We start from the raw sequence: 20,653 nt of genomic DNA on the forward strand, positions 1-20,653 counted from the left end.
TTACTGTCAGATGACCTGCCTCAAGCCTCCCTGTAGGCGGTGATCAGCTTGGCCAGTGCGCCCGCGTAGTCGCCGCTCAGTGACAGATGGTCGGCCTCCGCGAACGGCTTGGCCCACGCCTGACGCACCGAGCCGCCCGCCTTCTTCTGGACGATCAGCCGCGCCTCGGTCACGAGCGCCTGTCCGGCCTTCGCGCCGTGCACGTGCCGCGCCGAGCGCGCGAGCGCCTGGAGCGTGTGCTCGCTCCCGGCCGGCGCCTCGGCCCGCGTGGTCAGCCCGTACCCGTAGGGGAACTGCGGGTCGTACGCGGCGTCGCCCACGTTGATCGGCAGCTGGGACTCCGACTTCGGCCAGGTCACCGGGAGTTGACCGGTGAAGGGCTTCCTGCCGTAGAGCACGTCGGCCACGCCGTCGCCCTCGGTGCCGGGCAGCCAGGACGCCACGAGCCCGTCGATCCCGCCGAGCCGGTCGCCGATGAGCTGCGGCCGCCCCGAGACCATGAGGACCACGCACTTCATCGCGCCGCACACCTTGTCGACGGCGGCCTTGTCGGCGGCGGTCAGCTCCAGGTCGTTGCCGTTGCCGACATCGCCGATGCCCTCCGCGTAGGGGGTCTCGCCGACCACGACCACGCCCACGTCGTAGCCGTCCGTCGGCGCCGAGGCGTCCTTCGAATAGGCGACGGTGGCGTCCGGAGCGGCCTTCCGCATCGCCTGGAGGACGGTCGTCCCGTCGGTGATGTTCCCGGACGAGCCCTGCCAGGTGATGGTCCAGCCGCCGGTCTGGTTGCCGATGTCGTCGGCGTTGGACCCGGCGACGTACACCTTCTGCGACTTCCTCAGCGGCAGCACGTTCCCGTCGTTCTTCAGGAGCACCTGCGACTCGGCCGCCGCCTGCCGGGCGACGGCACGGTGGGCGCTGCCGCCGATCCTGTCGGCGTTCGACGTGTCGGCGTAGGGGCGCTCGAACAGGCCCAGCCGGAACTTCTGGGTCAGGATGCGCGACACCGCGTCGTCGATCCGCTTCCCGGTGACGTTGCCCGCCTCGACCTCGCCGACCAGGTCGTCACGGAACTCCTTGTAGGAGTACGGCGCCATCACCATGTCGACGCCCGCGTTGACCGACGTACGGACGTCGCTCTTGTAGTCGCCCGGGATCTGGTCGATGCCGTTGTAGTCGCTGATGACGAAGCCCTCGAAGCCCAGCCTGTCCTTCAGCTCGCCGTTGATCATCTTGGCGTCGGCGTGCATCTTGACCGGGCCCTCGCCGTCGCCGATGACGTCGAGCGACGAGTACGACGGCATCACCGTGCCGACGCCGCGCTTCACCGCGTCGCCGAACGGCGCGAGGTGCACCGCCTCCAGCTCCTGCTTCGTCACGGTCGTGACGCCCTGGTCGACGGTGTACGTGCCCGTGGTCGACGAGCCGTAGGCGGTGCCGCCGTCGCCGACGAAGTGCTTGGCGGTGGCCAAGACCTTGTCGTCGCGGTCCAGGTCGCTGCCGTCGGCGCGGCCCTGGAAGCCCTGGATCATCGTCTCCATCTTCTTCACGAGCGCCGGGTCCTCGCCGAACGACTCGTAGGAGCGGCCCCACCGCTCGTCGCGCGAGACGCACAGGCAGGGCGCGAAGTCCCACGGGACACCGGTCGCGCGCACCTCGGAGGCGGTCACCGCGCCGGCCCTCTCGGCGAGCGCGGCGTCCCGCGTCGCGCCGATGCCGATGTTGTGCGGCATGATCGTCGCGCCGGTCAGGTTGTTGTGCCCGTGCACCGCGTCCACGCCGTAGATCAGCGGGATCTGGAACCGGGTCGCCCGCGTCCGCAGCTGGAAGCCGTCGATCATCTTCGCCCAGGCCGCCGCCGTGTTCGGCGTCGGCGTCGAACCGCCGCCGGAGAGCAGCGAGCCCAGGTCGTACGAGGACACGTCCCCGCCCGTGCCGACACCGCCCCGCTCGGCCTGCGTCATCTGACCGGCCTTCTCCGCGAGGGACATCCGGGAGACGAGGTCGGCGACCCGCTTCTTCACCGGAAGCCTGGCGTCGAGGTACGGCAGGCCGTGCGCGTCGACGACCACCTGAGGCGTCTCGGCGGGCGCCTTGGCGCCGGTCACGGTGAGTTTCAGCGGGATCGTCTCGGCGCTCTCCGCCTTCTCCCGGTCCTTCGTCGTGGCGACCGTCACCGTCTTCGTCGCGCCGGACGCCATGCCCGCCGGGAAGGTGACCTTGCCGCTGACCGGGGTGTAGTCCTTGCCCGCCGTCGCGGTGCCGCCGCCGGTGGCGTACGCGACGGTGACGTCGTCCGCGACCGGGACATTGCCCGTGGTCGTCACGGACAGCCGCACCTTCGCCGAGCCGCCCTCCTTCACCGGGTACACGGCGGCGTCCGTCGTCACCGACGCGCGCAGCGCCGGGTCGGCCTTGCCGTACAACTCCACATCGTCCATGGCGAACTGCGACTTCGAACCGGTGGGCAGCGTGACCGCGTAGCCCCACATCTTGTCGAGGCCGAGGACCTGGTCGATGCCGCCGACCGGCTGGTAGTCCGTGCGGTACGCGAACTGCGTGAACGGCAGCTCGATCTGCTTCCATCCGGAGAAGTCGTCGGTGAACCGCGTGTTCCACAGCTCGGACGCCTCGCCGTGCGCGCCGCCGTCCTTGATCTCGAAGGTGAGCGTGCGGCCGGAGCCGTCCCCGTACCACCAGAAGCGGATGCCGCGGTGTGCCGACCAGTCGTGGGCGGGCCGGTCGGCGGCGAAGTCGTGGCTGAAGCCGCCGTAGCCGCTGATGTCGTACGACCCTTCGAGCACCTTGGCGCCCTCGGGTGCGTCCGTGCGCTCCTTCAGCTCCAGCTTCGGCGGATCGTCCGTGTCGCCGCCCCAGGTGAAGATGCCCTCGGCGGGCTGGTTGGCGAAGGGCACCTCGCCCTCGAAGCGGTCGACCGGCACGGGGGCCGGATCGTCCGCGGACGCGGCCGGTCCTGCGGTGGTCAGGGGCAGCAGCCCCGCGGCGAGCGCGGAGACGGCCAGCAGTGCCGCCCGTCTTCTTCTGCTGTTCCGGTGCGGGGGTGTGACGTGACGCAAGATTCCCTCCCGATGGTCCCGATACGGGTGCTGGTGGTGCGTCTGGTGCGTCGCTGTGTGCCCGAGCGTCTTAATTCAAGAGTTGAGTTAATGGGGGCGACGTGAGGGCGTCAAGTCGTCGGAAAGTAAAGGGAGTTGGGGGGTGATCGTCCGCTCGTGCCCGATTGACAGGCCCGGCATCGCCCCGGATGGTGGCAGCGGGGATGTGACACCTGACGGTTGGGGGACCGCGATGGGGTGGCCGGGGGACGCGTCCGGGAATTCGGGGCGGGACAGCGGGACGGACGGCGGCGGGAGCGGGAGCGGGGGCGGCGGCCGGTTCGGGCCACCGCCGCAGATGCCGCCTCCCGAGACGCCGCCTCCCGATCCGTCGCCCTCCGACATGCCGCCCCGGGCGCCCGCGCCGGTGCCGCCCATGCCGCCGGGCCCGCCCCCGGCGACGCCACCGGACCACGCTCCTGCCGAGGTGCTGTGGTTCGGGCCGCCGCAACCGCCCGCGGCGCCGCCGGGTCCGCCCGATCCCGTCCGCGCCGTCGCCGCCGGGCTGCTCAACCTCTCGGGCCTCGGCCTCGGTTACGCCCTGCTGCGCCACTGGGCGCTCACCGCGCTCTGTCTCGCCGCGACCGCCGGACTGCTCATCGTCGCGCTGCCCGCCGACGCCGGCGGCGTGCCCGCCTGGGCGGTCGCCGGATACCTGGCCCTGCTGCTGATCGCGGCGCTGGACGGCGCCCGAAGAGGCCTGCGCGCGCCGTCGACCGCCGTACGCGTCCGTCCCGTCGCCGCCCTCGTGCTCGGCGTGCTGCTGCTCGCCGTGCCCGCCGGCGGCGCGGTCGGGTACGGGGCGCTGCGCGACGACGCCGTGCAGGCGATGCTGCTCGACCGGCTGGAGCGGACCGACGCCCTCGTCGAGCGGGCCTCCGGCGAGGACTTCGCACAGGCCCGACCCGACTACCGCACGGCCCTCGGCCGCTACCACGACCTCACCGAGAACCACCCGGGCTCCCGGGCCGCGCACCGGGTGCACGACAGCCTCGTCGCCTACTACCGGACCGTCGCCGCCCCCTACGCCGACCACGACCACTGCGCGGCCGTCGCACCCCTCGCCTATCTGCGGGACGTGCCCCGGTCCATCGACCGCTCCGTCCTCGGCGACCTGGCCGGCTGGCCCGACGCGCGGCTGGCCACCTCGCTGCTCGCCTGCGGCACCGGCAAGCTGGGCTCCGGCGAGAGCGACGGACAGGGCGGCGAACTCGGCCAGCTCCTGCGCACGTTCCCCGGGTCGAAACAGGCCGCCGGGGTCGAACCCGCCCTGCACGACGCCGTCGAACGGCGCGCCGGGGAACTCGACGGCGCCGAACCCTGCCGCGCCACCGACGCGCTGCGCAGGATCGGCGACACCGCCCGGGAACTGCCCGCGCCCGCCCCCGCCCATCTGCGCGGCGACGTCGGCAGGGCCGTGCGCGACGGCGAGTACGCCTGTGGCATCGACCAGTTCGCGGACAAGGAGTTCGGCGCCGCGCGCACGACAATGACCGGCTTCGCGGGCACCTACAGGAGCGACAAGCGGCGCGGCCGCGCCCAACAGGTCGCGATCGCCGCCGAGATCGCCGAGCAGCGGCCCGCGGCCGGCCTCCACCTGCCGCCCGCGCACGCCCCGGGCGGCACCCGCATGGAGCTGGTGATCAGCAACGACGGCCCGGATCCCGTCGAGGTCCTCTACACCGGTCCGGTCACCGGGCGCGTCACCATCGCCGGATGCGGCTCCTGCCGGACGTACGCCACCGAAGCGGCCGGGCGCAGCAAGGCGTGCCGGGCGAGCGGCAAGACCTACCCGCACACCACGCTCCGGCTGCCCGCGGGTTCGTACGACTTCCTGCACAAGCCCGGCGGCGGCCCCGCGACGGCGAACAGCCGCGCCGCGGGCGGCACCATCGCGCCCGGATACACCTATACACAGTGCAGTTACGTGGTGGGCGGCGGCGGGCTCGGACAGAACCTGTGACGGACCGGGTGCGCCGGGCCGCACGAGCGTGGGGGAGACCGCCGGGATAGGCTCGGACACCCCCCAGCCCGCGAAGAAGGCCCGCACTTCCATGCCGAACGAGTCCGTAGAGACGGCCCGGGTCGCCCCGGCCCGTCCCGCCGCCCCGTGGCGGGAACAAGCGCCGGTGATCGGGGTGGTGGCGCTCGGCGGCGCCATCGGAGCCTGCGCCCGGTACGGCGCAGCGCTCCTGTGGCCCACGGCGAACGGCGCGTTCCCGTGGACGACCCTGTGGGTGAACGTGGTCGGCTGCGCCGTGATGGGTGTCTTCATGGTCCTCATCACGGACGTGTGGCACGTCCACCGCCTGGTCCGCCCGTTCTTCGGCACCGGCGTCCTCGGTGGCTTCACCACCTTCTCGACGTACGCCGTGGACATCAGGACCCTGACCGACGGCGACGAGGCGCGCATCGCGCTCGGCTATCTGGCCCTGACCGTGTGCCTCGCCCTCACGGCCGTCTGGACGACGACGCACCTGACCCGCCGCGTCGCCGCGCGCGTCCGGCGGACCCGCGGGCAGCGGAGCGGGGGAGCGGCGTGAACTGGCTCCTGGTGATCGTGGGCGCCATGGTCGGCGCCCCCCTGCGCTATCTCATCGACCGCACGGCACAGGCCCGGCACGACACGGTGTTCCCCTGGGGCACGTTCGCCGTGAACGTCATCGGCTCGCTCATCCTCGGCCTGCTCACCGGCGCGGTCATGGCCGGCGCGGCCTCCTCCCACGTCCAGCTCCTCATCGGCACGGGCCTGTGCGGCGCGCTGACGACGTACTCCACGTTCTCGTACGAGACCCTGCGCCTCGCGGAGACCGGCGTCCGCTTCTACGCGCTGGTCAACGTGGTCGGCAGCGTGCTGGGCGGTCTCGGCTCCGCGCTCGTCGGGGCGGCCCTGGCCCAGGCGGTCTGGAACTGAGCGGACCGACCCGGGAGCGCGTCAGAAGTACCGCGTGAACGGATCGGGGCCGACGGCGAACATGCCGCTGAACGGCGTGTTCAGCTGGTAGATCAGCAGCACCGTGAAGGTGATGAGCGCCGACAGGCCCATCACCATCACCACGTGCGTGAAGCTGCGCGTCACCCCGAACATGAACATGAAGGCCACCGTGAGGAAGCCGCCCACGATCAGGCCGAACCAGATCACGGGTGACAGCCGTTCCCCGGCGTCCGCCTCCCGCCCGCGGCGCGCCTCGTCCAGAACGCTCAGCTGCGCCAGCGTCTCCTGCACGGTGGCCTGCTGGGCCGGGTCGGCGTCGGCCGGCGACTGGGCCGTGGCGCGGATCCCGTCGAGCATCCGCCAGCCGGCCCGGTCCGGCCCGGCCTCGTCGGCCATCTCCGTCCACTCCGTGGCGGTGACGTGCCGGACGTACCGCTCGATGCCGGTCCGCATCCCGTCGGCCTGCGCGGCGGGCAGCCCGGCGGCCAGCAGGTGGACCTGGTGCGCGGCGCCCGCCTCGGCCGCGACATGGTCCTCGGCGCCGGAGTGGGTGTCCCACACGGAGACCAGGGCGAGGCCGAGCACGAGCGCGTAGAGCACGCCGACCATCATCGAGATGTACTCGGCGACGTCCTCGCGGGGTTCGTCGTCCGGGCCCATCGGCCAGAAGCGGTGCTTGAGCAGGACGACCGCGGCGGCGAGCAGCGCGACACCGAGGACGACGGCAAGGATTTCGGTCATCAGGGATCCCGGTCGGGTGGGGGCGGGCGGCGGGCGGTGTCGTCGTCGTTGTCAGCGTCGTCAGTGTTTGCGGGAGCCGAGCAGGATCGCCGCGAGGGCGGCCGGCAGCAGCACGAGGAACAGCGCGGTCAGCAGCCCCAGACCGGTCGGCCGGTGGTCGGCACGGACGAAGCGCCGCAGCAACGGCACCCGGGGCGACGCCTGCTGACGGGGCCTCGCCACGGGCCGGCCGGGCGGGCGGACCGGGGGCGGCTGGGCGACGCCCGGCGGAGCGATGCCCGGCGGTGGCGGTACGACGCGGGCCAGCAGGGCGGCGGGCGGTACCGGCGCCGGGACGGCTCCGGGCGGTACGCCGACGGCACCCGGCGGCAGATCCAGCGCCTCGGGCGGGAGCGCGGGCGCCCCGGGCGGCAGGGGGAACGCGGCGGGCGGCTCCGGCGCCGCCTGGTCGGCGCGGCCGGGCGGCGGCACCGCCGCCGGGGACGACGGGGGCGGTGGCGGAGTGTCCGGGCCGCGTCCGCCGGGCAGCGTGAAGCGCGCCGCGGCCCGGGCGGTGAGCGGCGGGGGCGCCACCCGCCCGCCGCGCGGACCGAGCGTGCCCAGCCCGTCGGTGCCCCGGGCCAGGCCCCGGCCCGTGTACGTGCCGGGCGCCCGCCGCACCTCGGTGGAGCACACGCCCGTCGCCCCGGGCGCGATCCGGGCCACGACCGGGCAGGGGGGCGGTTCCCGGTGCGCCGGGTCGAGTCCCGGATCGGTGATCCGGACGCCGAGGACCGGCCGGTTGCCGGTGTTGGTCACGGCGTAGCGGACCCGGGCCCGCTCCGGACCCGTCACCCGCGCGCTCTGTACGAGGACCAGCGCGCCGCCCACCCCCGCGTACCCGGAGCGGGCGCTCGCCCGCACGGTGGACCGCAGGTACGGCAGCCGCCCCGCCGCCACCGCCGCCCCGACCCAGGTGCCGGGGCGGGCCCGCCCCGTCGCCGTGCAGCGCACCGAACGCAGCCCGGTCAGCCGCGGCACCCGGTCCGAGCCGCCCGGGCAGCGGATCCGGGCGCCCGGCAGCGCGGGGTCCCGGACCCGGATCGTGGAGAGGTCGGCGCCGCCCCGGTTGGTCAGCAGGTACGTCTTCACGACCGGCCCGCCGGTCCGGATCCCGGGGCGCAGCGCGCCGGTCCCCGGCCGGGTGTTGACGCTGACGGCCAGCGCCAGCCCGTGCGCGCCGGTCCCGTCGGCGGCGGTCGGCACCGGCGCGGGCCAGCAGACCAGCCCGAGCAGCAGCGCGATCACGGCGCCGCGCACCCGCGCCCGCCGGCCGGCCCGTGGCGCGGCGGCGCGGACCCGGCCCGCTCGTCCGATGATCACTTCAGAGATGCTGGCCGCGGCCCGCCGCGCCCGCCGCCCTGGCACGCGCACACGGAGCGCGATTCACCCGACCGGCCGCCGTGGCCCTGCCGGACGCCGCCGCCCCAGGTCTACTGCTGAAGGCGGCGGGGCGCCCCAGGACACAGGCACGCCCATACCGATACGCACAGGGACGAGGTGGCCGTGATGGCAGCCCCGACAGCGCCCCCGGCGCAAGCGCGGACCGAGCAGACCGATCCCGAACTCCTCATCGCGGCCTCCGTGCTGCTCGCCGACGCGGCGCTCGCCACCCGCAGGACCGGCGCGGAACTGACCGCCGCCTGGGCCAGCTGGCGCACCGGCCTCCAGGCGCTGCGGCGGCCCGGCTGGGCCGCGGGCACCGCCCTCGCGGCGGTCCGCGCGCTGTCCAACCCGGCCGGGCTCGGCATCGCCGTCAACGGCGGCCTGGTCGGCGAGACCGTCCGCTCGATGGGCGCGATGGCGCGGCGCCGCCCGGCCTGCGTCGCGATGGCGGTCGACGCGTTCGCGCTGCGGATCGAGGCCGCCGCCCGCGCCCACCCCAATCTGGCCGGGCCGCTCGCCCGCCGGCTCACCGACGCCGTCGTCGCGGGCCGCAGGATCGAAGCGGTGCGCGCCGCCCGCGAACTGACCGACCTGCACGGCGTCACCCGCACCCTCACCACCGTCAGCCCCGTGATCATGGAGCTGCTCGCGCTGAACGGGCTCCTCGACGAGAACCCCACCAACGACAGCTTCGCCTGGGTCACCCTGGCCGGCGGCGTGCCCACCACCGACCCGATCTTCGGGCTGCCCGCCGGACTCGTCCGGCACCTCAACCCCGGCCGCGGCCGCGCCGAACGCGTCGACCCCGACCCGCTGCTCACCAAGGTCCTCACCCGCTCGGCCAACGACATCGTCCGCTACATCGACGACATCTCGGCCCTCGGCAACCACGGCCTCGCCCTGCTGCGCCGCGTCGCCTGCGCGGACGGCACCGAACGGCACGTGGTGCTGCTGCCGGGCACCAGCTTCGGCCGGGTGCGCAACAGCACCCCGCAGGACCTCGTCGGCGCGTTCGACGGAATGCTGCGCACCGACACCACCTACACCCGCTCCGTGAAGCAGATGCTGCTGCGCGCAGGCGTCCCCGACGGCGCCGAACTGATGGTCGTCGGCCACAGCCTCGGCGGCATCACCGCCGTCAACCTCGCCTGCGACCTGGACTTCGTGTCGAGGTACCGGCTCACGCACGTGGTCACCGTCGGCTCGCCCATCGACAACAAACGCCCCGCGGACCCCACCACTCGCGTCGTCAGCCTCGTCAACGAGCACGACGTCATCCCCGGCCTCGACGGGCGCGGCCCCGCCTCCGCCAACGACGTTCCCGACAGCTGGATCGAGCTGGCCTGGACCGACGAGACGTACGACTACCCGCTCTCGCACGCCCCGCAGGCCTACGCCGACACCCTCAGCGACTCCCAGCAGGCCCTCCGCGCGCGGGTCAACGAACTCATCACGGCCTACGACGGCGAGATCGCCGCCAACCAGCCCTATCTGCTGCGCGACAAATGACCCCGCCCGAGCGCCAGCCGACCGGACCGTACGGAGAACGACCATGACTGCCAGCGGCACGACCACCACCACCCGGCCCGCCACGGCCTGGCCCCTGGAGAACGCCCTCGTCAGCGCCGCCCTCGCGGCCCGGCGCGTGGACTGGATCGACGCACCGGCACGCGCCCTGGGCCTTCGGCCGTTCACCCGGCAGGAGCTGACCCGGCAGATCCTCGGGCAGGTGCGGCGCACCGCGTCCGGGCGGCCGACCCGGCTGCGCACCGCGTTCGGCACCTTCCTGATGCCGCTGAACCGCGACGACGCGGCGGGGCTGGTCGCCGCCGCCGAGGAGGCCGGGGCCCGCGGCGCCGTCACCGCGTTCACCGACCGGGGCCGCCGCATCCACCTGACCCCGCACCTCCCCCTGCCCTTCACCGTCGGGTCGCTGCGCGGCAGGGTGCGCAAGGCCGCCGACGCCGAGGCACACCGGCTGCTCGCCGCGCGACAGGGCGACGCCACCCTCGACCGCGACGCCTGGCACGGCGCCGCGCGCCGCCTGGCCCGCCGGACCGTGCTCGGCGCCGCGGCCGCCGACGACACCCTCCTCAGCGACATCCTCGACGCCACCGCCCGCGCCGCCGACGACGCCGAACTCACCGACCGCAGAGCCGCGTTGAGCCGCCGGCTCGTCCCGTACCTGGCGGACGTCCCGGCCGACGAGACCGAGGTCGTGCACGCCCTGGAGACCGTCACCCGCGCGCTCAACGACACCGCGGCCCAGGCCCTGGCCCTCGTCGCCTCCGGCCGGGACCCGCAGGACGCCGTGGCCGAGGCGCTGCTGCGCTATCCGCCGCTGGCGGCCACCGTGCACCGCGTCGACGCGCCCTTCGAGTGGGACGGCATGGCCGTCGACGCCGGGACCGAGATCCTGTGCGCCGCCTCCTGGCTGCGGGACCTCGAAGAAGCCGACGACGCCGATGACGCCGACGAGTCCTACGGCGACGACGACCTCGGCGACGACCTCGGGGACGACGCCGCCGAGGCCGAGGACCCCGAGGACTCCGACGACCTCGTCGACGACGAGGACCGCGACGACTTCGGGGCCCTCAGCGGAGCCCTGTGCGCCGCGCCCGGCTCCTGCGCCGCCGCCGACCTCGGCGTCCTCGCCGCCGGCGCGCTCGTCCGCGCCCTGACCCGCAGCGCCGTGCCCACCGTCCTCGCCCCGCGCCTCGACCCCGGGGCGCCGCCCGCCGAACTGCCCGCGGACACGCTCCGCCTCGCCCTCGTCAACACCGGCGCCGACACCCACGTACCGGACGACTCGAACCTGATGCGGACACCGCCCGCCGGGCAGAGCCCCGCCCACTACGCCGCGCTCGCCGCCGCCTCCGCGCGCCGCCTGGAGGGCCACGCCCGCAGGCTCGCCGAGTTCGCCCGGCAGCCCGGCTTCAACCACGACGCCTTCGGCGAGCGCTGCCGGATGACGCTGCTCAGCCACGCCGAACGGTGCGCCCGCGCGGCCGCCGACACCCGCCGGGCGGCCGACTGGCTCAGCAACTGACGCTCGCGGGGGCGTACTTGGCTCACCAGAACGGGGTCGCGCGGCGGCCGCGATCCCGGTCGACCATGCCCTGCACGGTGAACCGGACCTCGTCGCACAGCCGCCGCGTCGCCGCCGACCGCTCGGCGAACGACGCGGCGCGGGCCGGGGCCGGGATCGGCTCCCCGACGCTGATGAGCCACTTCGACGGCAGCGGCAGCGGCGTGGTCACCGGGAAGAACGGCAGGTCGAACCGGCGGGCCAGCGACCCGATCTCGCCCAGCTTCGGATACGCCTCCTCGGCCCCCACGATCGACACCGGCACCACCGGCGTCCCCGTCAGCACGGCGGCGCTCGCGAACCCGGGCCCGAACGGCCGCAGCCGGTACCGCTGGGAGAACCGCTTGCCGACCCCGCCGAACCCCTCCGGGAACAGCGCGACGAGCTCGCCCGCCGCCAGCTGGTCGCTGCCCAGCGTCGGATCGTCGGTGAGCATCCCGTGCTGACGGGCGTACGCGGCGAGCAGGGGGAGCCGCAGGATCAGTTCGGAGGCGTAGATCCGCACCGGCCGCCGCAGCCGACGGGCCAGCACCTTGTGCAGGACGAAGCCGTCGAGGCCCCAGGCGCCCGAGTGGTTGGCCGCGAGGAGGGCTGGGCCGGCCGCCGGGATGTTCTCCAGGCCGGTCACCTCGACCCGGAAGTAGTCGTCGGCCAGCCAGCCGAGGAGGGAGTCGGCCAGGTCGGTTCCGTCCTGGCCGTGCGGTCCGGAGTTCCGTTGAGTCACGAAATCCCACTTTCTGCTGAAAATGGGCGGGCGCAAGGCTAAAGATGCCGTTGGGGTGGTTCCTTCCAGTATGACCATCTCCTCTGCCGCGTCCCCGACGCCCACCGCCGATGTGATCACCGGCCTCCTCGCCGACAAGTTCGAGGTCGACCCGGCCGCCGTCCGGGACGACACCCGGATGACCGACCTGCTCGTCGATTCGCTGATGGTCGTCGAGATGGCGATCTCCCTGAAGGACGACCTGGGCGTCACCGTCACCGAGGACGAGCTGCGCGAGCTCGGGTTCGCCGAGTTCGCGGCCCGCGTCGACGCGCGGCGGACCCTTTGACCGGCGTCGTGGTGACCGGCCTCGGCCTGGTCACCCCGGCCGGCCGGGACGCCGACACCACCTGGGCCGCCGTCCGCGCGGGCCGGGCCTGCGCCGCCCCCGACCCGACCCTGCGCGACCTGCCCGTCTCCCTGAGCTGCCGGGTCGAGGGCGCCGCCGAACTGCCCCTGCGGCAGCGCGGGGTCGCGCACCTCGACCCGAGCGTGCGGATGGGGCTCGCCGCCGTCACCGAGGCGCTCGACCGGGCCAAGCTGGACCCGGCGGAGTGGGACGGCACCCGCGTCGCCGTCGTCGCCGGTGTCGGCACCGGCGGCATGCACGCCCAGCAGAGCGCCGCGGCCCGGCTCGCCGCCGACGGGCCGGGCTCCGTCTCCCCGTACTTCCTCACCGGCTATCTGCCCAACATGGTGCCGGCCACCGTCGCCCTGCACCTGGGCGCCACCGGGCCCGTCCTCGCCGTCGCCACCGCCTGCGCGTCCGGCGGCACCGCGATCGGCGCCGCCCGCGACCTGCTCGCCTCCGGGCAGTGCGACATCGCCGTGGTCTGCGCCGCCGAGGCCTCCGCGACCCCGCTGGTCGTCACCGGCTTCGCCCAGCTCGGCGCGCTCTCCGACACGGGGTCCCGGCCCTTCGACCGGACGCGCGACGGATTCGTCATCGCCGACGGCGCGGGCGCGCTCGTCCTGGAGCGCGCCGAGCACGCGGCCGCCCGCTCGGCGGCCCCGCTCGCGCACCTCGCCGGCTACGGCGCCAGCAACGACGCCCACCACCTGGTCGCCCCGCATCCCCAGGGCCGCCAGGCCGAGCGGGCCCTGCGCGCGGCCCTCAACGACGCGCACCTGACCCCGGCCGACGTCGACCACGTCAACGCGCACGGCACCTCGACGCCGCGCGGCGACGCGATGGAGGCCGCGATGCTCGCCCGCGTCCTCCCGCACCGCCCGCCGGTCACCTCCGCCAAGGGCGCGCTCGGCCACTCGCTCGGCGCGGCCGGCGTCATCGAGGCGGCCCTGACGACGCTCGCCCTGCGCGACGACGTCGTCCCCCCGATCGCGGGACTCACCGAACCCGACCCGGCCTTCGACCTCGACACCGTGCGGGGCCGCTCCCGCCCGCTCTCCTCGACCGTGGCCGTCAGTACGTCCTTCGGGTTCGGCGGGCACAACGCGGTGGTGGTGCTGGCGCGGGCCTGAGCGGGACCAGGGCCGCGCGTCGGGTCAGTCGCGCCGGGCCCGCACGTCCCCGTTCACGGTGGACAGGGTCAACGTGCGGCCGGCGGAGGCGCCTTCGGCGGGCACGGAGACGAAGGAGTGTCCGTTGTCCGTCGCGGCGGTGGTCCGGTAGGCGGGGGCGTCGTGCGGCAGGACCGCGGACGCGGTGCCGTTGACCGTGGTGGCCGACAGGCGCCGGGGCGCGTCGGCGCAGTCGAGGGCGACGTCGCCGTTCTCGGTCTCGGCGGCCAGGGACCGGGCCCGTACTCCGGTCGCGCGGACGGAGCCGTTGCGCGTGGTGAGGCGTACCGCGGCGCCGTCGGCGCCGGAATCGGCCACGGTCACATCGCCGTTGACGGTCGTCAGGTCCAGGGCGCCGGGGATGCCCGCCGCGTCGATCCCCGCGTTGCGCGCGACGACGGTGACCGCCGTGTCGTCCGGTACGCCGACCCGGGGCATCCGGGGGCACTGCCCCTCGCAGGTCAGATCCAGTACCCAGGTGTGGTCGCGGTGGGACCAGCGGTGCCCGACGCCGTCGTCGACGGTGACCCGGTCGCCGTCGGTGGGGCGCAGCCGCAGGCCGTTGCCGGTGGTGACGACGAGCCGGGTGCCCGACGCCGCGGACCGCAGGTCCCCCGGTGCCGTGGGGGAGTCGCCGCACCCCACGAGCACGGAGGCCAGCGCGAGCCCTGCGGCGCAGGACGCCACTGCCGTCACGGTTCTCATGGGCGCCGAGTGCCCTGCGCGGAGATCGTCATGCGTGCCCGGCCCGCACCCGGGAACGCGGACTCCATGGCTGTACTGAGGAAATTCGCACGTCCGATGCTCGCCTCCGTCTTCGTCGCCGGAGGGATCTCCACCGTCCGCGCCCCCGGGCGCGTGGCCGCCGCCGCCGAACCGGTCGCCCGGCCCGTGGCCTCCCGCGTGCCGCGCCTGCCCGACGACCCCGAGCAGCTCGTCCGGCTGAACGGCGCGGTGCACATCGGCGCCGGACTGCTGCTCGCCACCGGCATCGCGCCACGCTTCGCCGCGCTCGCCCTCGCCGGCTCGCTCGTCCCGACGACCCTGGCCGGGCACGCCTGGTGGAAGGAGGACGACCCCGAGCGGCGGAGCCGGCAGCGCACCCACTTTCTGAAGAACGTGTCCCTGATCGGCGGGCTGCTGATCACGGCCGCCGACACCCACGGCAAGCCGTCACTGGCCTACCGCGCCCGCGGCGCCGCGACCACCGGCCGCAAGCAGGCGGCGCGGGCCCGGCGCGAGACCACGCACACCGTGCGGGACGCGGCCGACGCGGTCCGCGCCCTGCCCGAGCGCGCCCGGCAGACCGTCACCGGCTGAGCAACTCCTCCGGTACGAAGCCCTCCTCCGCGAGCCGCCGCCACAGCGCGTCGGGGACCGGGAAGCGGGCCGCCTCCGTGTTCGCCGTCACCTCGGCCGCCGAACGGCAGCCGACGACGACGGAGCCGACGGCCGGGTGCAGGTACGGGAACTGGATCGCGGCCGCGGGCAGCGGCACGCCGAACTCCGCGCACAGGGCCCGGCACCGCCGGGCCCTGTCCAGCGCCTCGGCCGGCACGGGCCGGTAGTTGAACATGGCGTCGGGCGACGGGTCGGCCAGCAGGCCGGTGTTGAAGACGCCGCCGACCACCACCGCCGTACCGCTCCTCGCGCACAGCGGCAGCAGCGTGTCCAGCGCCTCGTGGTCGAGGAGCGAGAATCGGCCCGCGATCAGCACGACGTCGACCTCGAACTCATCGACGTATGCGGCGAGTTGCTTGCTGTGGTTCATACCGAAGCCGATCGCCCGGATCAGCCCCTCGTCCCGCAGCCTGCGCACCGCGGGATAGGCGGTGCGGCGGATCTCCTCCGGATAGTCGTCGGGGTCGTGGAGGTAGAGGATGTCGACGCTGTCCCGGCCCAGGCGGGTCAGGCTCGACTCCAGGGACTCCCGGATGCCGCGCTCCGTCCAGTCGGTGACCACCTCGCCCGGCGAGCCGTCCGGCTTCGGCCGCAGCAGCCAGCCGGTCTTCGTGGAGATCACCGGATCGCTGATCCCGGCCGGGCCGAGCAGCCGGCCGAGGCGCCGCTCGGCCTGGCCGTGGCCGTAGCGGGGCGCCGTGTCGAAGTACCTGATCCCGGCCTCGGCCGCCGCCTCGACGGTGGCCGCCGCGGCCTCCTCGGAGACCTCCTCGAAGAGGCCGCCCAGCGGCGCGGTGCCGATCCCGAGGCGCGGCAGCGTGAACGGCAGTCGGTGCGTCATGCGGTCCCCCAGGGGGAGGCGATCGCCGCGCGGTGCGCGCGCAGCGTCATGGTCAGGGTCAGCCGCAGCCGGGTGCGTCCGGGCAGGCCGACACGGACGTACGGGCCGTCGGCCGGCCGCTCGGGCCCGTCGTCGGCGCGGACGGCGGTGATCCGGTGCTCGGCGAACGAGCCCGCCTGCACGAGGAGCGAGCGCGCCGCGTCGCCGAGGTTCACCAGCTCCAACACCGTGTGCTCCGGACGGATGTCGGACACGAGGGCCGCCACGTCGCGGGGCAGCCCGGGGCGCCGCGCCTCGGCGTCGTGGTAGCGGACGTGCAGCTGGGCGAGGCCGCCGTTGTAGAGGACCTGCGGAGAGCCGGTCGTCAGCTGCAACAGGGCTTCCGTCACGACCGGGTTGAGGTGCTGCCAGTGGTGGATGTCCAGTACGTCCGGGCCGACCGCCGGATCCGTGGTGTCGCCCTCGATGGCGGCGACCCGCTCCGCGCAGCTCGCGAGCGCGCTGGTGAGCATCCGCTCGGGGAAGTCCGGATTGCGCCCCTGCAGATACTCGTACCAGGGCTCCTCGTGCCCGGCCTCGTCCTTGATCCGCTGGGTGTGCACGGCCGTCCAGTCCCACGCGGCCCCGGCGCGCAGCTCCTCGATCCGGTCCTGGTCGACCTGCTCGCGGCTGAAGTGCCAGAGAGTGAGCGGGAGTTGGCCCGGCATGACGGTGAAGTCGAACCAGCCCGCGTCGTTGTGCCGCTGCGGCACCATCAGCGTCCGCTCGGCGTCCATCGCCCGCAGATGCGGCTCCCAGCGCTCCCCGAGCGTGCCCATCCCGTCCGCGCCGCGCCGCTCGGCGTGGCGCAGCACCGCGTCCAGCGGGTTGCGGGCGAGGTCCAGATAGCCGCGGTCGCCGGTCAGCAGCGTGGCGTTGGCGGCGCCGATGATGGCGGAGCTGCCGACGGGGGACAGGCCGTGCGGCCACGACCAGCCGTAGTGGCCGCCGTACCAGCGGCCGTCCAGGTAGGCGCCCACCTCGCCGTCCAGCCCCGCGTTGTCGGGGACGACCTCGCGTCCCGCGAGCCGCTCCTGCCACACCCCGACGTACTCGGCGACCCAGTCCGCGTAGGCCTGCTCGCCGCTGAGCAGGTACGCGTTCGTGGCGAGGCCGGTCGCGCCCAGGTTCACCAGGGTGTCGCCGCGGCCCATCCGGTCCCACATCGCCCGGCCGTAGGCGCGGGCCAGCTCCGGCGAGGCGGCCAGCTGCTCGAAGGACGTGACGCCGTCGAACCCGTCCAGCGGCAGCCCGTACGGGTGCAGCGCCAGGCTCCACGGGAAGTACGGCTCCTCGTCGCTGAACCCGAACCGGGGGCCCGCCGCGCCGTTGTGCGGGGCGCGCAGCACCCGGTGCTCGGGGTCGTAGTTCGGGCCGCCCGGGAGATAGAAGTCGGCGAACCGGCGTGCCAGTTCCCGGAGTTCGGGGTCGTCCGGGTCCGCCAGGCACAGGCCGTAGAAGAGCAGCAGGCCCTCGCCCTGGTGGAACCAGTCGTAGCCGCGCTCCAGCCCGTCGACCAGCATGCCCATCCCGGTGAGCTGCGCGCTCACCCCCTGCCAGTGCCGGCGTGCCGCGGCCAGCAGTTCGGCGCTGCCGCCCAGCACGTACAGCGTCGGCCAGTTGAAGAACGGCTCGTAGAAGTCGTCCACGCCGTCCCGGCCGTCCATGCCCTCGCCGAGCCGGCCGCGGAAGACGAGCCGTCCGTCGCCCTCGGTGTAGCGGTCGGCGAACAGCCGCCACGCCTTCTCCTGTGTCGCGAACAACTCCCTTTCCAGCACGGCCCATCGAGGCGTGTCGGTGAGGGCCAGGCGGGCGTTCAGCAAAGGCCCGTGCGCCTCGTCGCCTGCCCGTGTGCCGCCGGTCGGCTCAGACCTGAGCATGGAGAACACCGCTCCTTCGTCACGTGCGGATTGCGGATGGGGGATCGCGGATGCGGACGACGGACGATCGCCGTCGACCGCCGTATTGAACAATCGCCCATCGATAGCCGATGGTTAGAGTCACCGGCGGGGAGCCGACGTGTCAATACTCGGGAGCGGACCGTGATCGACTGCCATGCCCATCTCTGGGACCCGGAGCGGGGGTTCGGCTGGATCCGGCCCGACAGCCCGCACCACCGCGCCTACGACGAGACCGACCTGGCCCGCTCCGGCGCCGACGTCGACGAGCTGACCGGCGCGGTCCTCGTCGAGGCCGCGCGCGGCGACACGGGCGAGACCGGCGCCCTGCGCGCGCTGCGGCTGCGCCGCCCGGACCTGGTCGCCGGGTACGTGGGCAATCTCCACGTGCACGGCGAGGAGGGCCCCGGCCGGTTCCGCGAGCTGCTGCGGGAGTGGGGCGACACGGGCCCCAACGGCATGCGCATGGGCGGCACTTCACTGCCGGACACCCCCGCGTCCGCCCGCGCGCTGCTCCCGGTCCTGGACGCGTCCGGCCTGGTCCTCGAACTGAACCTGCACCACGGAGCACTCGCGGCCGCCGCCGACCTCGCGGACCGGCACCCCGGGCTCACCCTCGTCGTCGACCACCTCGGCAACCCGCCGAACCTCGCCACCGGCGACCCGGGGGAGTGGTACCGCGGCCTGGAAGCGGCGATGGCCGCACCGAACGTGCTGGTGAAGATCTCCGGCCTGCTGACCCAGCAGCACGGCGTTCCCCCCGAGCGCGTCGCCGGCCTGGTGCGGCACGTGGTCGACGCGCTCGGCCCCGACCGCTGCCTCGTCGGCTCCGACTGGCCGATCTGTCTGCCGCGTGGCACCCGCGCCGACTCGCTCGCCCTGTCCCGCGCCGGACTCGACCGGCTGACGCCCGAGGAACGCGGGCGCGTGCTGCGCGACAACGCCGTCCGGGCGTACCGGCTGCGCTGTTGACAGTGTTCGAACGCCCCTGATTCGATTCTCTCGATGATCGATAGGCGATGACCGGCCCACGATCCGGCCCCGACCTCCGCGGAGATGCCCCATGGCCCATTTCGACCTGCCCCTGGACGAGTTGGAGAGATACCGACCCGAGCTGCCCGAGCCGGCCGACCTCGACGCGTTCTGGCGGCGGACGCTCGCCGAGCAGGAGCCGTTCGGCGTCGACGCGACGTTCACGCCGGTGCACAACGGGCTCGCGACGATCGACACCTTCGACGTGACCTTCGCCGGGTACGGCGGACACCCCGTGCGCGGCTGGTTGCAGCTGCCGGTCACCCGCACCGGGCCGCTGCCGGTTGTCGTCGAGTACCTGGGCTACGGCAGCGGCCGCGGCGCCCCGCACGAGAAGCGGCTGTGGGCGGACGCCGGGTACGCGCACTTCGTCATGGACACCCGCGGGCAGGGCGCCGACACGCCCGACCCCGACCCGGCCACCGGCGACATCGCCGCCGCCGGCTTCCTCACCCGGGGCGTCCTCGACCCGGAGCGCTACTTCTACCGGCGGCTGTACACGGACGCCGTGCGCGCCGTCGCCGCCGCGCGCTCGCACCCGGCCGTCGACCCGGCCCGTACCGTGGTCACCGGCACCAGTCAGGGCGGCGGCATCGCGCTCGCCGCGGCGGGGCTCGTCCCCGACCTGGTGGCCGTGATGCCGGACGTGCCGTTCCTGTGCCACTTCCCGCGGGCCACCACGATCACCGACGCGATCCCGTACGTCGAGGTCACCAAGTTCGTGAAGCTGCACCGCGAGCACGCCGCCACGGTCGCCCGCACCCTGTCCTACTTCGACGGCGCCTCGCTGGCCCGCCGGGCGAACGCGCCGACGCTGTTCTCGGTCGGCCTGATGGACCACATATGCCCGCCCTCCACCGTGTACGCGGCGTTCAACCACTACGGTGCCGAGCGGGGCCTGGACCAGGCCGACAAGCGGATCGAGGTGTACCCCTTCAACGACCACGAGGGCGGCGGCCCCGACCACGAGGTCGTCAAACTGGCCTGGCTGGCCAAGCAGTTGGAAACCTCGATGTGACTCCATCGATAGACGATGGGCGCGTACGATGGGCCGCATACCCGTATCTGGACCAACTGACGTGCCCCAGCGCAGGATTGGGAATTCATGGCATCTAACGCGTCGGGTGGCTTCGTCTCCACGCTGGCCACCAACAAGGACCGGTTCCGCAAGACCCTGATCTCCGACCAGGTGTACGAACTGCTCCGCCAGGCGGTCGTGGACGGTGACCTCGGACCCAACGACCGGGTCGTGGAGTCGGAGATCGCCCGCCGGCTCGGCGTGAGCCAGGCCCCGGTGCGCGAGGCGGTCAAGCGGCTCGCCCGCGAGGGGCTGCTCATGCATGTCCCGCGGCGCGGCCACTTCGTCGTCGAGATCTCCTCCGAGGACGCCGAGTACGCCCGCCAGGTGCGCGAACCGCTGGAGCGGCTGGCCGCGCAGCTCGCCGCCGAGCACATCACCGACGAGCAGCTCGGCGAGCTGGACGCGCTGGTGGAGCGGATGCACGAGGCGGTCGCCGCGAGCGACGTCAGCGCCTTCCGCACCGCCGACATAGAGTTCCACACCGTGGTCAGCCAGTGCGCGGGCAACCCGTTCCTGATCCGCATGTGGGAGGTCATCGAGCCGAGCCTGCGCACCCTGCGGGCCATCTCCGACCCGCTCTTCGACGGCGACTGGCAGGCCATGGCCCATGAACACGGGCGCCTGGTCGACCTGTTGCGCGACGGGGAGGCCGACAAGGCGGCCGCGGCGTTCGCCGACCACGCCGCGGGCCGCGGACCGGTGCCGGACGCTCGGGAGACGAAGAGGCCCCGCAAGAAGGCGGCCGCCGCCAAGCGCAGGTGAGCGGACCACG

Annotated in this window: 18 protein-coding genes; 11 read left to right on the top strand and 7 right to left on the bottom strand. The window is 74.1% G+C overall.

Features of this window, described 5'->3' with window-relative positions:
* Positions 1-20: 20 nt before the first annotated feature.
* The gene (locus ABII15_RS30400; RefSeq protein WP_353945461.1) at positions 21-3,077 is read right to left on the bottom strand and encodes a glycoside hydrolase family 3 N-terminal domain-containing protein; all 3,057 of its coding nucleotides are present in this window, start codon (positions 3,075-3,077) and stop codon (positions 21-23) included.
* Positions 3,078-3,492: 415 nt separating this feature from the next.
* On the opposite strand from ABII15_RS30400, the gene ABII15_RS30405 reads away from it, so the two are divergent.
* The 3 genes from ABII15_RS30405 to crcB (ABII15_RS30415) all read left to right on the top strand — a co-directional run bounded on the left by ABII15_RS30405 (position 3,493) and on the right by crcB (ABII15_RS30415) (position 6,030).
* The gene (locus ABII15_RS30405) at positions 3,493-5,079 is read left to right on the top strand and encodes a hypothetical protein (protein ID WP_353945462.1); all 1,587 of its coding nucleotides are present in this window, start codon (positions 3,493-3,495) and stop codon (positions 5,077-5,079) included.
* Positions 5,080-5,170: 91 nt separating this feature from the next.
* Complete coding sequence (gene crcB / locus ABII15_RS30410; RefSeq protein ID WP_353945463.1) at positions 5,171-5,659, top strand: fluoride efflux transporter CrcB; 489 nt, start codon at positions 5,171-5,173, stop codon at positions 5,657-5,659.
* Positions 5,656-6,030 (top strand): fluoride efflux transporter CrcB, encoded by a 375-nt coding sequence (crcB, locus tag ABII15_RS30415; RefSeq protein ID WP_353945464.1) that lies wholly within the window; start codon positions 5,656-5,658, stop codon positions 6,028-6,030. Before crcB (ABII15_RS30410) ends, crcB (ABII15_RS30415) begins: the two co-directional genes overlap by 4 nt.
* A gap of 21 nt (positions 6,031-6,051) precedes the next feature.
* On the opposite strand, the gene ABII15_RS30420 is transcribed toward crcB (ABII15_RS30415), so the two are convergent.
* Both ABII15_RS30420 and ABII15_RS30425 read right to left on the bottom strand, forming a co-directional pair.
* A complete protein-coding gene (locus tag ABII15_RS30420) occupies positions 6,052-6,792 on the bottom strand; it encodes a hypothetical protein (RefSeq protein WP_353945465.1) in 741 nt (246 codons plus the stop codon).
* A 60-nt stretch (positions 6,793-6,852) separates the two neighbouring features.
* The gene (locus ABII15_RS30425; protein WP_353945466.1) at positions 6,853-8,154 is read right to left on the bottom strand and encodes a hypothetical protein; all 1,302 of its coding nucleotides are present in this window, start codon (positions 8,152-8,154) and stop codon (positions 6,853-6,855) included.
* Positions 8,155-8,340: 186 nt separating this feature from the next.
* On the opposite strand from ABII15_RS30425, the gene ABII15_RS30430 reads away from it, so the two are divergent.
* Both ABII15_RS30430 and ABII15_RS30435 read left to right on the top strand, forming a co-directional pair.
* The gene (locus ABII15_RS30430; RefSeq protein WP_353945467.1) at positions 8,341-9,726 is read left to right on the top strand and encodes a hypothetical protein; all 1,386 of its coding nucleotides are present in this window, start codon (positions 8,341-8,343) and stop codon (positions 9,724-9,726) included.
* 43 nt (positions 9,727-9,769) lie between these two features.
* Positions 9,770-11,266 carry a hypothetical protein gene (locus ABII15_RS30435; RefSeq protein ID WP_353945468.1) on the top strand — a complete coding sequence of 499 codons (1,497 nt, stop codon included), beginning with the start codon at positions 9,770-9,772 and terminating at the stop codon, positions 11,264-11,266.
* Between the two features lie 22 nt (positions 11,267-11,288).
* On the opposite strand, the gene ABII15_RS30440 is transcribed toward ABII15_RS30435, so the two are convergent.
* Positions 11,289-12,029 carry a 1-acyl-sn-glycerol-3-phosphate acyltransferase gene (locus tag ABII15_RS30440; RefSeq protein ID WP_353945469.1) on the bottom strand — a complete coding sequence of 247 codons (741 nt, stop codon included), beginning with the start codon at positions 12,027-12,029 and terminating at the stop codon, positions 11,289-11,291.
* Between the two features lie 70 nt (positions 12,030-12,099).
* Here ABII15_RS30440 and ABII15_RS30445 point away from each other — a divergent pair, with 70 nt between their 5' ends.
* Both ABII15_RS30445 and ABII15_RS30450 read left to right on the top strand, forming a co-directional pair.
* The gene (locus tag ABII15_RS30445) at positions 12,100-12,357 is read left to right on the top strand and encodes an acyl carrier protein (RefSeq protein WP_353945470.1); all 258 of its coding nucleotides are present in this window, start codon (positions 12,100-12,102) and stop codon (positions 12,355-12,357) included.
* Positions 12,354-13,550 carry a beta-ketoacyl-[acyl-carrier-protein] synthase family protein gene (locus ABII15_RS30450; protein WP_353945471.1) on the top strand — a complete coding sequence of 399 codons (1,197 nt, stop codon included), beginning with the start codon at positions 12,354-12,356 and terminating at the stop codon, positions 13,548-13,550. Before ABII15_RS30445 ends, ABII15_RS30450 begins: the two co-directional genes overlap by 4 nt.
* Positions 13,551-13,574: 24 nt before the next feature.
* Here the strand turns inward: ABII15_RS30450 and ABII15_RS30455 are convergent, their stop codons facing one another.
* Entirely contained in the window at positions 13,575-14,294 is a 720-nt protein-coding gene (locus ABII15_RS30455) for a DUF4097 family beta strand repeat-containing protein (protein ID WP_353945472.1), read from the bottom strand.
* Between the two features lie 66 nt (positions 14,295-14,360).
* Here ABII15_RS30455 and ABII15_RS30460 point away from each other — a divergent pair, with 66 nt between their 5' ends.
* Positions 14,361-14,909, top strand: a complete 549-nt coding sequence (locus ABII15_RS30460) for a DoxX family protein (RefSeq protein WP_353945473.1) — start codon at positions 14,361-14,363, stop codon at positions 14,907-14,909.
* On the opposite strand, the gene ABII15_RS30465 is transcribed toward ABII15_RS30460, so the two are convergent.
* Both ABII15_RS30465 and ABII15_RS30470 read right to left on the bottom strand, forming a co-directional pair.
* Positions 14,899-15,831 (bottom strand): aldo/keto reductase, encoded by a 933-nt coding sequence (locus ABII15_RS30465; protein ID WP_353945474.1) that lies wholly within the window; start codon positions 15,829-15,831, stop codon positions 14,899-14,901. The two genes, ABII15_RS30460 and ABII15_RS30465, sit on opposite strands and share 11 nt — an antisense overlap.
* Positions 15,828-17,750, bottom strand: coding sequence for a hypothetical protein (locus tag ABII15_RS30470; RefSeq protein WP_353945475.1), 1,923 nt, complete (start codon positions 17,748-17,750; stop codon positions 15,828-15,830). Before ABII15_RS30470 ends, ABII15_RS30465 begins: the two co-directional genes overlap by 4 nt.
* A gap of 162 nt (positions 17,751-17,912) precedes the next feature.
* On the opposite strand from ABII15_RS30470, the gene ABII15_RS30475 reads away from it, so the two are divergent.
* The 3 genes from ABII15_RS30475 (at position 17,913) to ABII15_RS30485 (ending at position 20,643) form a co-directional block, all read left to right on the top strand.
* On the top strand, positions 17,913-18,740 hold the full coding sequence (locus ABII15_RS30475; RefSeq protein WP_353945476.1) for an amidohydrolase family protein: 828 nt from the start codon (positions 17,913-17,915) through the stop codon (positions 18,738-18,740).
* Between the two features lie 91 nt (positions 18,741-18,831).
* The gene (locus ABII15_RS30480) at positions 18,832-19,818 is read left to right on the top strand and encodes an acetylxylan esterase (protein WP_353945477.1); all 987 of its coding nucleotides are present in this window, start codon (positions 18,832-18,834) and stop codon (positions 19,816-19,818) included.
* 87 nt (positions 19,819-19,905) lie between these two features.
* The gene (locus ABII15_RS30485) at positions 19,906-20,643 is read left to right on the top strand and encodes a GntR family transcriptional regulator (protein ID WP_353945478.1); all 738 of its coding nucleotides are present in this window, start codon (positions 19,906-19,908) and stop codon (positions 20,641-20,643) included.
* Positions 20,644-20,653 lie beyond the last annotated feature (10 nt).

The organism is Streptomyces sp. HUAS MG91 (genome assembly GCF_040529335.1).
Taxonomy (GTDB): Bacteria; Actinomycetota; Actinomycetes; order Streptomycetales; family Streptomycetaceae; genus Streptomyces; species Streptomyces tabacisoli.